Source organism: Nocardioides marmorisolisilvae (genome assembly GCF_031656915.1).
Classification (GTDB): Bacteria; Actinomycetota; Actinomycetes; order Propionibacteriales; family Nocardioidaceae; genus Marmoricola; species Marmoricola terrisoli.
On sequence record NZ_CP134227.1, the window covers coordinates 1,411,061 to 1,423,908 of the forward strand.

At 70.6% G+C, this 12,848-nt stretch carries 13 protein-coding genes; 7 read left to right on the forward strand and 6 right to left on the reverse strand.

Going from position 1 to position 12,848, the window contains the following annotated elements; genetic code table 11:
• Nucleotides 1-57: 57 nt before the first annotated feature.
• On the forward strand, nucleotides 58-633 hold the full coding sequence (locus tag Q9R13_RS06765) for an isochorismatase family protein (protein ID WP_310964301.1): 576 nt from the start codon (nucleotides 58-60) through the stop codon (nucleotides 631-633).
• A 3-nt stretch (nucleotides 634-636) separates the two neighbouring features.
• Here Q9R13_RS06765 and Q9R13_RS06770 read toward each other — a convergent pair whose 3' ends face one another.
• From Q9R13_RS06770 to Q9R13_RS06780, 3 genes are all read right to left on the reverse strand, one after another.
• On the reverse strand, nucleotides 637-1,407 hold the full coding sequence (locus Q9R13_RS06770; RefSeq protein WP_310964302.1) for an enoyl-CoA hydratase: 771 nt from the start codon (nucleotides 1,405-1,407) through the stop codon (nucleotides 637-639).
• A gap of 75 nt (nucleotides 1,408-1,482) precedes the next feature.
• Entirely contained in the window at nucleotides 1,483-2,019 is a 537-nt protein-coding gene (locus Q9R13_RS06775; RefSeq protein WP_310964303.1) for a DUF1697 domain-containing protein, read from the reverse strand.
• The gene (locus Q9R13_RS06780; RefSeq protein WP_310964304.1) at nucleotides 2,019-3,251 is read right to left on the reverse strand and encodes a homogentisate 1,2-dioxygenase; all 1,233 of its coding nucleotides are present in this window, start codon (nucleotides 3,249-3,251) and stop codon (nucleotides 2,019-2,021) included. Before Q9R13_RS06780 ends, Q9R13_RS06775 begins: the two co-directional genes overlap by 1 nt.
• 36 nt (nucleotides 3,252-3,287) lie before the next feature.
• Here Q9R13_RS06780 and Q9R13_RS06785 point away from each other — a divergent pair, with 36 nt between their 5' ends.
• Both Q9R13_RS06785 and fahA read left to right on the forward strand, forming a co-directional pair.
• Nucleotides 3,288-4,178 carry a hypothetical protein gene (locus Q9R13_RS06785; protein ID WP_310964306.1) on the forward strand — a complete coding sequence of 297 codons (891 nt, stop codon included), beginning with the start codon at nucleotides 3,288-3,290 and terminating at the stop codon, nucleotides 4,176-4,178.
• The gene (gene fahA / locus Q9R13_RS06790; RefSeq protein WP_310964307.1) at nucleotides 4,175-5,404 is read left to right on the forward strand and encodes a fumarylacetoacetase; all 1,230 of its coding nucleotides are present in this window, start codon (nucleotides 4,175-4,177) and stop codon (nucleotides 5,402-5,404) included. Before Q9R13_RS06785 ends, fahA begins: the two co-directional genes overlap by 4 nt.
• Before the next feature lie 14 nt (nucleotides 5,405-5,418).
• Here fahA and Q9R13_RS06795 read toward each other — a convergent pair whose 3' ends face one another.
• Nucleotides 5,419-6,342, reverse strand: a complete 924-nt coding sequence (locus tag Q9R13_RS06795; protein ID WP_310964308.1) for an AurF N-oxygenase family protein — start codon at nucleotides 6,340-6,342, stop codon at nucleotides 5,419-5,421.
• Between the two features lie 61 nt (nucleotides 6,343-6,403).
• Here Q9R13_RS06795 and Q9R13_RS06800 point away from each other — a divergent pair, with 61 nt between their 5' ends.
• From Q9R13_RS06800 to Q9R13_RS06815, 4 genes are all read left to right on the forward strand, one after another.
• A complete protein-coding gene (locus Q9R13_RS06800; RefSeq protein ID WP_310964309.1) occupies nucleotides 6,404-7,087 on the forward strand; it encodes a TetR/AcrR family transcriptional regulator in 684 nt (227 codons plus the stop codon).
• Nucleotides 7,080-7,364: a DUF4873 domain-containing protein gene (locus Q9R13_RS06805; protein ID WP_310964310.1), complete on the forward strand. Its 285-nt coding sequence runs from the start codon at nucleotides 7,080-7,082 to the stop codon at nucleotides 7,362-7,364. The genes Q9R13_RS06800 and Q9R13_RS06805 overlap by 8 nt, the downstream gene beginning before the upstream one ends.
• A gap of 88 nt (nucleotides 7,365-7,452) precedes the next feature.
• Nucleotides 7,453-7,902 carry a MarR family winged helix-turn-helix transcriptional regulator gene (locus tag Q9R13_RS06810; RefSeq protein ID WP_310964311.1) on the forward strand — a complete coding sequence of 150 codons (450 nt, stop codon included), beginning with the start codon at nucleotides 7,453-7,455 and terminating at the stop codon, nucleotides 7,900-7,902.
• On the forward strand, nucleotides 7,899-9,173 hold the full coding sequence (locus Q9R13_RS06815; protein ID WP_310964312.1) for an MFS transporter: 1,275 nt from the start codon (nucleotides 7,899-7,901) through the stop codon (nucleotides 9,171-9,173). Before Q9R13_RS06810 ends, Q9R13_RS06815 begins: the two co-directional genes overlap by 4 nt.
• A 19-nt stretch (nucleotides 9,174-9,192) precedes the next feature.
• Here the strand turns inward: Q9R13_RS06815 and Q9R13_RS06820 are convergent, their stop codons facing one another.
• Both Q9R13_RS06820 and Q9R13_RS06825 read right to left on the reverse strand, forming a co-directional pair.
• Nucleotides 9,193-10,152 (reverse strand): glycosyl hydrolase family 8, encoded by a 960-nt coding sequence (locus Q9R13_RS06820; protein ID WP_310964313.1) that lies wholly within the window; start codon nucleotides 10,150-10,152, stop codon nucleotides 9,193-9,195.
• A gap of 274 nt (nucleotides 10,153-10,426) precedes the next feature.
• A complete protein-coding gene (locus tag Q9R13_RS06825) occupies nucleotides 10,427-12,748 on the reverse strand; it encodes a glycosyltransferase family 2 protein (protein WP_310964314.1) in 2,322 nt (773 codons plus the stop codon).
• Between the last annotated feature and the right edge of the window lie 100 nt (nucleotides 12,749-12,848).

The following is a 12,848-nucleotide window of genomic DNA, read 5'->3' on the forward strand; positions in this document are numbered from 1 at the left end:
TGCCGGCCGGACTCTCGCTCCGAGCGGTCCGGGTCGCCTCCGAGTAGCCTTGCGGCCATGGCTCGCGGTCTGATCGTGGTCGACGTGCAGAACGACTTCTGCGAGGGCGGCTCGCTGCCTGTCACCGGCGGCGCCCGGGCCGCCAGCCGGATCGCGGAGCTGCTGCACCACTGGACCCGACAGGATCCGAAGGCGCCGCCGTACGACGTCGTGGTGGCGACCAAGGACCATCATGTCGACCCGGGGGACCACTGGTCACGTGAGCCCGACTTCGTGACGTCCTGGCCGGTGCACTGCCGGGTCGGCACCGACGGTGAGGCCTTCCATCCCAACCTCGACCCGCAGCCCTTCGACGCGGTGTTCCTCAAGGGGGAGCACGCGGCCGCCTACTCCGGTTTCGAGGGCACCTGCCTCGACGGCACCGGCCTGGCCGACTGGTTGCACCGGCACCAGGTCGACACCGTCGACGTGTGCGGCATCGCCACCGACCACTGCGTGCGCGCCACCGCACTGGACGCCGTGCGTGAGGGCTTCGCCACGACGCTGCTGCTGGAGCTGTGCGCGGGCGTGGCGCCGGAGACGACCGCTGCCGCGCTCACCGAGATGGAGTCCGCCGGCGTTGTCCTGGGTTGAGGCTCAGCGGCCCCGGAAGTCCGGACGCCGCTTCTCCAGGAACGCCCGCATCCCCTCGCCGGCGTCCTTGGTCCGGAGCAGCACCGACTGCCCCCGACGCTCTTGGGCGTGAGCCTCCGACAGCCGGTCCAGGGTCGCGGCGTTGATCGCCCGCTTGGTGGCTGCGAAGGCCAGCGGTGGGCCGCTGGCGAGCCGCTGCAGGATCCGCTCCAGCTGATCGGCGTACTCCGTGTCGGGGAAGACGTGGGTGACCAGGCCGGCGTCGTACGCCTCGGCCGCACTGAGCATGTCGGAGGTGAGGGCCAGCCGCATCGCGCGGGCACGTCCGACCGACGCAGCGAGGGTGGCGGTCGCGCCGCCGTCCGGCATCAGGCCGACCCGTGCGAAGGCGAGCGTGAGAGCCGCAGACTCCGTCGCGACGACCAGGTCACAGGCCAGGGCCAGCGACATGCCGACCCCGGCCGCTACGCCGTTGAGCCCACAGACCACGGGCTTGTCGCAGCCGATGACCGCGTCGACCATCACCGCGGCGCCGTCCACCGAGCCCGCGTCGTACTTCGCAGCCGGGTCTGCTCCCTCGAGGTCCGCGCCCGCGCTGAACGCCGCGCCGGTGCCGGTGACCAGCACCACCCGGACGGCTTCCTCGGCGGTGGCCCGGTGCAGCCGGTCCACCAGCGCGACGACCATCTCACCGGTCAGCGCGTTGAACTGGTCGGGGCGGTTCAGACGCAGCCGGAGGACACCGGCGTCCTCACTGATCTCCAGCGCGCTCATGGCGGTCCTCACCTGCGCTCGACGATGGTGGTGCGGGCGCGGCCCACACGGCGAAGGTGCCACTCCGTCTCATGGTCAGCACCACTTCTGGACCAGTGCGCGCACCACCGTGACATTGCGGTTGGTGGAGACGCCCAGAGCGCGCTTGACGGCGGCGCTGGGTGGTTTGGCCTGGTGGAAGGGGAGGTCGAAGAGCAGGTGCACGGCCCGTCCTCGGACCACGGCGCGCTGGCCGGGGTGGCGAGGCTCCTCGATCACTGCGGTGGCCTCCGCCGACGGGGGCGAGCGCAACAGCTCGACGTAGTGGCCGAACTCCGGAGCACCGAGCTCGGCGACGACCTCGTCCGCCTCGGCGGCGACGGCGCCCAGCTCGGCCGGCGCCATCGCCACGGTGCCAACGTCGAACCCACGGTCCGCTTCGAAGAGTGCCTCGAGGTCCTTCTCCAGCCTCGCCTGCGAGCGCAGCGGCGAGGTCAGTCGGATGTTGCCGGTCTGGATGTGGGTGGCGACGTCGCCGTACCCCGCCTCGGTCAGCATCTGGCGGAGCTCCGCCATCGGGTACTTGCGGCCGCCGACGTTCACCGCCCGCTGGAAGACGATCCAGGTCGACATCAGCTGTTGGAGAACATCGCCGGGCTGTCGCTACCCGGGCCACGGCCGGCCCAGGTCCACGCGTACGCCGGGTCCTCGGTCGCGAGCGCGGCCTCGCCAAGCTCCAGCGGACGGAACGTGTCCACCATGACCGCGGTCTCGTCGAAGAACTCCACCCCGATGGAGGCCTCCACCGCGGACGGCTGCGGCCCGTGCGCGAACCCGCCCGGGTGCAGCGAGATCGAGCCCAGGTTGATGCCCGAGCCCTTGCGGGCCTCGTAGTCGCCGCCGACGTAGAACATCACCTCATCGGAGTCGACGTTCGAGTGGTAGTAGGGCACCGGGATCGAGCCCTCGTGGTAGTCGACCTTGCGGGGCAGGAAGTTGCACACCACGAAGTTCGATCCCTCGAAGACCTGGTGCACCGGCGGCGGCTGGTGGATCTTGCCGGTGATCGGACAGAAGTCCTCGACGTTGAACGTGTACGGGTAGAGGCAGCCGTCCCAGCCGACCACGTCGAAGGGGTGAGTGGCGTAGGTGAGCCGGCTGCCCACCAACCCGCCCTGAGAGTGCTGCCCGGTGCCCCGATGCTTGACCAGTACCTCCACCTCGCTGCCCTGCTCGAGCAACGGCGTGGCCGGTCCGTGCAGGTCGCGTTCGCAGTAGGGGGCGTGCTCGAGGAACTGGCCGAAACGGGACAGGTACCGCTTCGGCGGGGCGATGTGGCCGTTCGCCTCGATCACATAGAGCCTCGAGACCTCGCCGTCGACGTCCGAGGGCACCCAGCGGTGCGTGGTCGCCCGCGGGATCAGCACGTAGTCGCCCGGACGGTAGTCGAGGGCACCGAAGACGGTCTCGACCGTGCCGGTCCCGGCCTCGACGAACACGCACTCGTCGCCGACAGCGTTGCGATAGAGCGGGGACGGCGCGTCGGTGACGACGTAGCACAGGCGTACGTCGCCGTTGCCCAACACCAGCCGGCGACCGGTCACCGGGTCGCCACCCGCCGGCACCTCGTGCAGCCGCAGGTGCCGCGGCTTGAGGGGATGGTTCGCCGTGGTGGCCAGGTCGGGGAGCTCCCAGGGCTGGCTGTCGGTGATCGCGGACGGCACCCCGGTGTGGTAGAGCAGCGAGGAGTCGGAGGAGAAGCCCTCCTCCCCCATCAGCTCCTCGAAGCGGAGGTTGCCCGCATCGTCCCGAAAAGCGGTGTGCCGCGTCGGCGGCACCTCTCCCACACGCCGGTAGTAGGCCACACCTCCACCCTGCCCGGCATGATCTAGCCTCGCAACATGAATGCCGCAGGAGGCTCTTCGTCCGACACTCCGGGCACGCCGGAGTTCCTCAGCGAGATCATCGACGACGCCGCGATCTTTCCCCCGGGCAACGCCCCGCTCGACCGCGCCGTCGAGGACTACCTCGCCCGACGTCCCGAGCCGCACGGCGGCCTGGTCGGCGGTTTCGTCGTCAGTGACGTGAAGCTGCCGGAGCTGGTGGACCTGGTCGCTGCGAGGGACCCGTTGCGCCTCAACCTCGTCGTGACCGGCGGCGCCGGAGCGATCGAGGGAGCGGTCCGGTGGGCGACCCGCGCCGAGGGACTGCACCTCGAAGCGCTCGAGTTCGCGCTGCGCGACGAGGAGGATCTCGCCCACAACGCCCAGCGGGTGTTGGCTGCGGTCGACGCGCTGGACACGGAGCTCGAGGACGTCGACCTGTACGTCGAGCCACCTCGGGTGCACGGCTCGCCGACCGCGGGCTGGCTGGCGGCGCTCGACGAGCTGGCTACCCGCGAGGTCCGACTGAAGTTCCGCACCGGCGGCGTGCACGCTGACGACTTCCCCACGTCCGCGGAGCTGTCGAGCTGCATCGGGGCCGCTCTCGACCGCGAGCTGCCGTTCAAGTGCACCGCCGGGCTGCATCACGCTGTGCGCCAGCGGGCCGCGCTTCCCGACGGGACCGAGCCCTGGCAGCACGGGTTCCTCAACGTCCTGCGCGCGACCCGCGCCAACCTCGACGGCGAGGACACGGTCGCGGTGCTCGAGGCGACCGATGCCGAGTCGCTGCTGGACGGGCTCGACCCGGACGCGATGACCCGTACCAGGAGGTGGTTCACCTCGTTCGGCAGCTGCAGCGTCCTCGAGCCCCACGACGACCTGGTCGAGCTCGGGCTGGTGCACGCATGAACGCCGTCGCGACCACGTGGGTGTCCGGCGCCGCCGGCTCGCCGTACGACGTCGACAACCTGCCGTACGGCGTCTTCTCGCGCGAGGGCCAGCCCCCACGCGTGGGCGTACGGATCGGCGACTTCGTGCTGGACGTGGCGACGGTGGCGGCATACGGCCGCGATCGCGCCAGTGAAGGCGATCTCGACCTCGCGTCCGTCTGGGCGCAACCGACGCTCAACGCGTTCCTGGCCCTCGGCCGGCCGGCCTGGGACGCCGCCCGCACGTGGCTCGTCGAGGTGCTCGGCAACGAGGTGCACCGCGCCCGCACCGAGCCGCACCTCATGCCCGTCGACGCTGTGACGATGCACCTGCCGTTCGAGGTCGCCGACTACGTCGACTTCTACTGCTCGATCCAGCACGCCACCAACGTCGGGCGGATCTTCCGCCCCGACGGCGACGCGCTGCTGCCGAACTGGCGGCACCTGCCGGTCGGCTATCACGGTCGGGCCGGCACCGTCGTGGTGAGTGGTACGCCGGTGCTCCGGCCCTCCGGCCAGCGCAAGCGCCCCGACGAGGTCGCGCCTACCTACGGCCCGTCGCGACGTCTCGACATCGAGGCGGAGCTGGGCTTCGTGGTCGGGGCCCCGACCGCGCTCGGCAGCAGCGTCGCGACCGGTGCGTTCGCCGAGCACGTCTTCGGCGTGACCCTGCTCAACGACTGGTCCGCGCGCGACATCCAGGCCTGGGAGTACGTCCCCCTCGGGCCGTTCCTGGGCAAGTCGTTCGCGACCTCGATCTCGGCCTGGGTGACCCCGCTGGCCGCGTTGGACGCCGCCCGGACACCCCTGCCCGGGCAGGACCCCGCACCGCTGGACTACCTGAGGGTCGAGGAGCCGGCCGGGCTCGACATCGCACTGGAGGTTCTCCTCAACGGGGAGGTCGTCAGCCGGCCGCCGTACGCCGCGATGTACTGGTCACCCGCGCAGATGCTCGCGCACCTGACCGTGAACGGCGCCAGCCTGCGCAGCGGTGACCTGTTCGCCAGCGGCACGATCAGCGGCGACGAGCGGGACCAGCGCGGCTCGTTCCTCGAGCTGTCGTGGGGTGGCGCCGAGCCCTTCGCCGCTGCCCGCACGTTCCTCGAGGACGGCGACGAAGTGACCCTGCGCGCGACCGCCCCCGGTACTGCGGGCGGTCGGATCGCGCTCGGTGAGGTGATCGGCCGGATCGCGCCGGCGCGCTGATCGGGTCGGTCTGCTCAGGGCAGCAGCAGCGAGGCGCGCCAGACCTTCTCCTGGCTCCTCGGCAGCAGGCCGTTCTCGCGGAGGAAGGCCAGTGGCTTCTCCCCCATCCACTGCATGGTGGCGCGGTAGTGCGGGTTCCCCAGCGCAGCGCGGCGCCCCACCCCGGGATCGATGCCGACGCTGCGGTAGATCTCCGGGTTGACCAACGCGCGCGCCACCATGAAGCACGTCTGCGCGGTCACGGTCTGATGCCATAGCAGTTTGGAGCCGGAGAGCCCGGCGAGCTGGCGTCGTACCTCGTCGCGAGCGAAGCTCATGTGGCGGGCCTCCTCCAGCACATGGATCCGCGACACCATCCGGACCACGGGTTGGATCCGCACGTCGTCGACGACCTCCCGCTGCCAGGTGTCGAGGACCTCCTCGGCCACCAGGATCGACGCGTACGCCGACGGCCCTCGGACGACGTAGTTGAACAGCCTGCCCAGTTGATGGATCCGCCGCTGCGGGCCGTACGGCGGGACCCCGAAGCGACCGATCGCCTTGCCGAACATCGTGGAGTGCCGGCACTCGTCCGCCACCTCCGTGAGTGCGTACTGCATGTGCGCACCGGTCGGGTCGTCGTCGTAGGCGTCGCGCAGCATCATCTGCATGAGCAGCAGCTCGAACCAGAGGCCGACACTCGCCACCGAGGCGACCTCGTGGAACGACAGGGTCTGCCGCTGCTCCTCGGTGAGCCGCTCCCACAGCGGCGTGCCGTAGAGCGACATCCGCTCGGGCTGCATGCCCCAGAGGCCTTCGACGAGAGGGGCGTCCCAGTCGATGTCCACTTCGGGGTCGTAGGACTGCTTCGCCGACGACCTCAACAGTCGCTGGGCGAGCGCATCCCCCGGCTCCGCCCCCGGCTCGCTCCGGGCACCGGTCAGCACGGTCGCCGTCATCGGCCCGACCTCCTCAAACTGTCTGTGACTCGGAGTAACACTTACTGCTAGGATTGCTCGCATGGCACCCGAAGTCAAGGGTCTCCACGGCAGGTCCAAGGACGAGTCCGAGGATGACCGCAGCGATGGTCGCAGCACCCGTTGGGACGATCACCGCGACCATCGTCGCGAGCAGCTGGTGATGGCCGCGATCTCCGCCATCGACGAGCATGGCCCGGCGACGAGCGTCGCCGACATCGCCGCTGCCGCCGGGGTCAGCAAGCCGGTCCTCTACCGCTACTTCACCGACAAGGACGACCTCTACCGCTCCGTCGGACGATGGGGCGCCGCCGAGGTGCTCCGCGCACTCCGTCCGACCCTCGCCAGTGACAGGTCCATCCGGGAGAAGGTGGAGCAGGGCGCAGAGGACTACCTGGCCCTGATCGCCGAGCACCCTCAGGTGTTCCTGCTGCTCGTCGAGCACCGCACCGCGGACGACCCGCTCGTCGACGGCAAGGAGATGCTCACCGCCGCCTTCGCCCGGAGCATGGGCAACGCGCTCAGGGCGCTCGGGGCAGACACCGGCGCGGCCGAGCCCTGGGCTCACGGCGTGGTCGGACAGGGCCTGGCCATCGGGGAGTGGTGGCTGCGCCGCCGCACGATGAGCCAGTCGGTGGTCGCGAGCCACCTCGCGTCGTTCATCTGGCACTCGTTCTCGGGCATGGCGACCGACTACGGCGTGACACTGGAGCCAGCCGATGCCTGAGCGCGAGCCCCGCGAGGAGTACGACGGACCCGCGACGCTGGTCACCGATGAGTCCGGCGTGGAGGTGACGGTGCGGCTGCGCGGCCACTTCGAGCCCATCGACGGTCGCTTCCACTGGTGGGGCCGGATCACCGCGGACCGCGGGGTCGAGGACCACTTCCGCTCTGGCGACACGATCGTGCTGCGCACGCCGTACGGCGACGCACCGGCCCGGCTGTCCGACGTCGACCCCTGGGGGCGCTTCCGCATCGCGGGCACGGGCCGGCCCCCGTTCTGATCCGGTCCCCACACAGCCCGGCCGGGATGAGCGAGGTCACACCGAGAATCGTCCCCATTGCATAGGTTTCCGATGTATATTGCGGGACGTGGACAGTGCAGACGAGCTCCGTGACGCCGGCAGCGACCTCGTCACGCATGCGGCCCGCCTGGTCCGCGCGATCCGGCGCGCCATTCCTCAGCAGACCGGCATCCGGGTGCTGTCGCTGCTCGACGAACACGGCGCGCTCGGGGTCACCCAGCTCGCCGAGATGGACCGCTGCTCGCAGCCGACCATGTCCGGCACCGTCAACGTCCTGCTCGAGCAGGGCCTGGTGCTGAAGGCCCCACATCCCGACGACGCGCGGAGCACCCTGGTCAGCCTGACCGCGTCCGGACGCCGGACGCTGGGCGACTACCGCAAGCAGAGCGGCGCGCTCGTCGCAGACCGGCTGACCACCCACGGTCAGCACACCGCCGAGGACGTCGCGATTGCCGTCTCGGTGATGCGTGCCGTGCTCGCCCCCGAACCCGACGAAGCCCAGGAAGGCATCTCGTGAACCACACCACCGGCGGTGCGACCGCCAGCCCGTTCCGGCAACCGAAGGCTGTCTGGGCCGTCGCGTTCGCCTGTGTCATCTCGTTCATGGGCATCGGCCTGGTGGACCCGATCCTGCCCTCACTGGCCAGCAAGCTGCACGCCAGCACCAGCCAGGTGGAGCTGCTCTTCACCAGCTACCTGGTCGTCACGGCGGTGATGATGCTGGTCACCGGCTGGGTGTCGAGCCGGATCGGTGCCAAGCGCACCCTGCTGGTGGGCCTGGTCCTCATCGTCGTCTTCGCTGCCTTGGCCGGGTCGGCCGGCAGCATCGACGGCATCGTCGGCTTCCGCGCCGGCTGGGGTCTGGGCAACGCGCTGTTCATCGCGACCTCGCTCTCGGTGATCGTCAGCTCGGCGACCAGCGGCTTCGCGGGCGCCATCGTCCTCTACGAGACGGCGCTGGGCATCGGCATCGCCTCCGGGCCGATCCTCGGAGGCGAGCTGGGCAGCCTGAGCTGGCGCGGTCCGTTCTACGGCGTGGCCGTTCTGATGGCGATCTCGCTGGTGGCGACCTTCTTCCTGCTTCCCGCGACGCCCCCGCCGGCCCGCAAGGAGAGAATCAGCGAGCCGATCAAGGCCCTTCGGCACCGTAGCCTGGCCACCACCAGCGTCGTCGGCCTGCTCTACAACTGGGGCTTCTTCACGATGTTGGGCTACTCGCCCTTCCTGATGAGGCCGATCTCCCCGCAGCAGCTGGGCCTGGTGTTCTGCGGATGGGGCATCTTCGTGGCGATCTTCGCGATCTGGGGTGCGCCGATGCTGCGCGAGCGCTTCGGTACGGCGAGGACCCTCTACGGCAACTTCACGCTGATGGCGGTCGACCTGCTCGTGATCGGGATCTGGCCCGACAACCGGGTCGCCGTGATCGTGGCGGTGATCCTCTCCGGCGCCTTCATCGGTGTGAACAACACGCTCGTGACGACCGCGGTGATGAGCATTGCGCCGGTCGAGCGGCCGGTCGCGTCGGCGACGTACGGCTTCGTCCGCTTCATCGGCGGCGGCCTCGCCCCCTTCGCAGCGAGCAAGCTCGTCGAGCACTACAACGCCCACGTGCCCTTCGTCATCGGTGCCGGCGCGCTCGTCGCTGCCGGAGTGGTGCTCTCGACGGTGCATCGCTCCCTGGCAGCCGCGGACCGCGGCGAGGTGGTGCAGCCCGAGCTGGACGAGCTGGACCGCATCGAGCGCGAGGACGACCTCGAGATCGGCGCGGGGCTCGGCAGCGGCAGCTGACCCGGCGCCCTGCGCCCACTCAGCGGCAGCGCACCAGCGCGCCGTCGCGTAGTCCTGCGGCGAGCGCCACCCACGCGTCGCCGTAGTACGTCGGCGTCGTCTGTGCCTGGGCCGTGGCCTGCCCGGTCAGCTCGGAGGCGTGTGCGGTGTCGCCGGCAGCGCGTGCCGCCGCCGCGGCGGCGAGCATCGACACCGGGCTCGGGCTGCCGTTGACGACCGAGCCGTCGGTGCCGAGGGCGAGCGCCGTCGGCCGGCCCGGCTGACTGAGGATGCTCCACCAGGCAGCCGCGAGCTTCCGCGCCGACCCGTCGCAGGCGGCCGCGAGCCACAGCGGCAGCCGGGCCGCATCCTGTCCGTACTGCACCGGCGCGGACCCGTCCGGCGCCGCCGTCGAGTGCAGGGCTCCGCCATCGAGCACGGCCCAGTCCGGGGGCAGGACGGTGCCGCCACGCGTCGCCTGCGCGAGGATCCGCACCGTAGCCCCGGCCATCGCGCTCCACCGCTCGTCGCCGGTCAGCCGGGCGAGGTCGCTGAAGACACCGGGCATCCAGTACGACGGATCCACCACCGCCGGTGGCCCGACGGCCCAGGTGCCGGCCACCGGCACCAGCGCGTCACCCACCCGGACCGTCTCATGGGCGAGCACCGCATCGGACAGCGTCCGGCCGTCCCGGTGCAGCTGGCCGGCACCCGGTCCGTCGTACCGCAGCAGTGCGAAGGCGGCGAGAACATCCGCGTCGGCGGCCGGCTCGTGGTCCTGGACCACGCCGTTGCTGTCGGCATGGAAGCTGAGCAGCTTGTCGGGGCGCTGGAGGTGCGACTTCGTCCAGGACCAGATCGTGCGCACCGAGTCCGGCCGTCCGGCGAGCTCGGCAATCAGCATCCCGTAGGCCTCCCCCTCGCTGACGATGTCATCACCCTGGTCGTGTCGGAGCACCCGTCCGTCCCCCGTCACATAGGCGTCCAGGAAGTGCGCCACCGCCGAGCCGAGGTCGACGCTGACTCCCGACGAGGGGCTCGGTGGTGCCGAGGACGACGGAGTGGTCGACGGCGAGGACGCTGCCGACGGGGATGCGGACGACGGGGATGCGGAGAGGGAGGGCGAGGCCGGCGCCGATCGCTGTCCGCCGGAGGAACATGCCCCCACCGCGGCCAGCACCGCAACGAGCACGATAAGGGGCAGCACCCGGGCCATACCCGGCAGTCCCCGCGTCGCACACCGTGGATCGCGCCTCATGGATCACCTCGATCGGTCAGGGCGACGGAGACCCGGTCGGGCTCGCCGAGGTGCGGGACGACGAGCGGCTGGCCGGCGCCGTCTGGCCAGTCGGCGAGGGTGACGGCGTTGAGCTGGTCGTGGGTGAGGGCGTGGGAGTGGGTGACGGCGTGGTCGACGTGGGGGACGGGGTCGGTGACGTCGTCCCCGAGGCACCGGTGGACGGCGTCGGGGAGATGCTACTTCCGGGCGTGGGCGATCCCGGAGCAGCGGGGCCCGATCTGTGTTCGCCCGGCCGGCCGCGATGGCTCCTGCTCCGGTGCCCCGGCTGGTTGCCGCTGCCGGCCGAGTGCTGGTGCGGGTTCCCCAGGCTGGGCGGCCGCACGTCCTGGCCGCCCGGCGAGAGCAGGCCGAGGACGACGACCGCCCCCACCGCGATCGTTCCCGCCGCGGCGACCGCGGCCGCGCTCCGGCGTACGTAGTAGCCACGACGCAGCTCGCTTCGACGGCGGGCGGCGAGCTCCGGGGACAAGGCAGCGCGCTGTGCCGAGAGGCTGTTCAGCGGCGCACTGGCGTAGGCGATCGTGGGAAGCAGCAGCAGGCCGGCGAGCAGTGGTCCGCTGAGCGCCTGGGCGTGCATCAGTGCGGCGATGATGCCGAGAATCCCCAGGACGGCGAGGAAGGTCTCGCTGCGGTTCCCCCGGAGCGCGTCGATCGCGCGGGCGTCCTCACTCGTCTTGGGAGTCCTCAGGAACTCGGCCTTGCGCGCGTAGAGCGCCTGGACCGAGGCGCGCGCGACCACCAGTGACGTCGACTGCCAGATGAAGAACGCCCCGAGGGCGTCACGCCAGGACGCACCGGTCCCCCGGCGGATCAGAGCCACCGCCCGGACGAAGCCGAGCAGCACCAGCACGGGGATCGCGGCGAGCAGGAACGGCGTCAGCTTGCGGAACAGCAGACCGCCGCCGAGGGCGATGTTGACCGCACCGCCGAGCAGGAAGAAGAAGAAGACCAGGGAGATCAGGTCGCCGTACCACTGCAGGGCGCCGGAGAGGTAGGCCCAGCGCTGGCCCGCCGTCATCCGGTTCTCGGCGGTCACCGGGCCGGGCATCATCGAGCGCCAGTGCATCCGCAGGATCTGGATGCCTCCGAAGCACCACCGGAAGCGCTGGCCCTTGAGGGCCTCGAAGGACAAGGGCATCAGGCCATGCCCGTAGGAGGCGTCGATGTGCGTGCCCGACCAGCCGGCTCGGAGCAGACGCAGCGACAGCTCGGCGTCCTCGGTGATGCACCACTCGTCCCAGCCCCCGAGCTCGACGAGCGCCTGCCGCCGGATCAGGCCCATGGTGCCGGCGAAGATCGCGCCATCCCGCTCGTTGCGCGAGGGTTGGGAGACCGTGAAGAAGTACTTGTAGGAGTAGTAAAGCTGCCGGAAGAACGGCGCATCGGCCCACTCGCGGTAGTCCTGCGGACTCTGCACGAAGCCGACGGTCGGGTCGTTGAACATCGGGGCGCAGCGGAGCAGGAAGTCGGGCTCGATCTGGTAGTCGGAGTCGATCACACCGACGACCTCGGCGCGCTCGTCCGTCAGCTCCTGCAGTGCGTAGTTCAGCGCGCCGGACTTGTAGCCCGGCCAGTCCTGCAGATGCGCGAACTTCACACCGTGCTCCAGGCACCACGCCTCGACCGGCCGCCACAGCGACTCGTCCGTGGTGTTGTCGTCGATCGCCACGATCTCGTAGTTGTCGTAGTCGAGCCGGGAGAGGGAAGCCAGCGTGCCGATCACCATGTCGGGAGGCTCCTCGTACGAAGGCACGTGCAGGCTGACGAACGGGTGCCGGACGTCCGCGGCGGCGGTCGGCTCCACGCCGGATCCGCTCCGACGGGCCCAGTGCTCGCGTCCCAGGACGTCACACAGCTCCCACAGGTAGGCACAGGCCAGCACCGCCGCGAACGCCTCGAGGGCGAGCAGCACGAACGCGCCCACCGTGCCCGACACCCCCAGCGGGCTTGCCAGGGTCCACTGGAACATGAACGCCAGGTAGACCACGAAGAGTGCGACGTTCATCGACCAGCACAGGTGCCCGCGCGCGTTCCATCGCCGGGTCAGCGGCAGCCATATCGCGCTCCCCGCCAGCAGCAGCACGAATGCGACCTCGACCGTGCGCATCCCGTGGTGGTACAGACGGATCCCGGCCGCACCCAGCACGGCGAGCACCACCGTGCCGAGGACGCTCAGCGCAAGCCGTCGCGTCCATAGCCACGCGCTGCTGCCGAAGCGCTGGGGCAGGGGCAGGAAGAGAGCGGCCGTGGCGAGCACCGCGGCGATGATCGCGGACAGCAGAAGACCGGAGAACACGGTCGCCGCGTACCCAATCGTCGTGCTGATGATCCCGTGTGCTGCGACACGCCGAGGACGGGCCGATGGTCCCTTGCCCGGATGCACGGATGTCGGGTTT

Coding starts and splice junctions, on each gene's coding strand:
- Q9R13_RS06775 (WP_310964303.1), bottom strand. CDS start 2,019: ATGTCGACCTGGATCGTCTTCCAGCGGGCGGTGAACGTCGGCGGCCGC.
- Q9R13_RS06800 (WP_310964309.1), top strand. CDS start 6,404: ATGGCACCCGAAGTCAAGGGTCTCCACGGCAGGTCCAAGGACGAGTCC.
- Q9R13_RS06765 (WP_310964301.1), top strand. CDS start 58: ATGGCTCGCGGTCTGATCGTGGTCGACGTGCAGAACGACTTCTGCGAG.
- Q9R13_RS06805 (WP_310964310.1), top strand. CDS start 7,080: ATGCCTGAGCGCGAGCCCCGCGAGGAGTACGACGGACCCGCGACGCTG.
- Q9R13_RS06770 (WP_310964302.1), bottom strand. CDS start 1,407: ATGAGCGCGCTGGAGATCAGTGAGGACGCCGGTGTCCTCCGGCTGCGT.
- Q9R13_RS06795 (WP_310964308.1), bottom strand. CDS start 6,342: ATGACGGCGACCGTGCTGACCGGTGCCCGGAGCGAGCCGGGGGCGGAG.
- Q9R13_RS06785 (WP_310964306.1), top strand. CDS start 3,288: ATGAATGCCGCAGGAGGCTCTTCGTCCGACACTCCGGGCACGCCGGAG.
- fahA (WP_310964307.1), top strand. CDS start 4,175: ATGAACGCCGTCGCGACCACGTGGGTGTCCGGCGCCGCCGGCTCGCCG.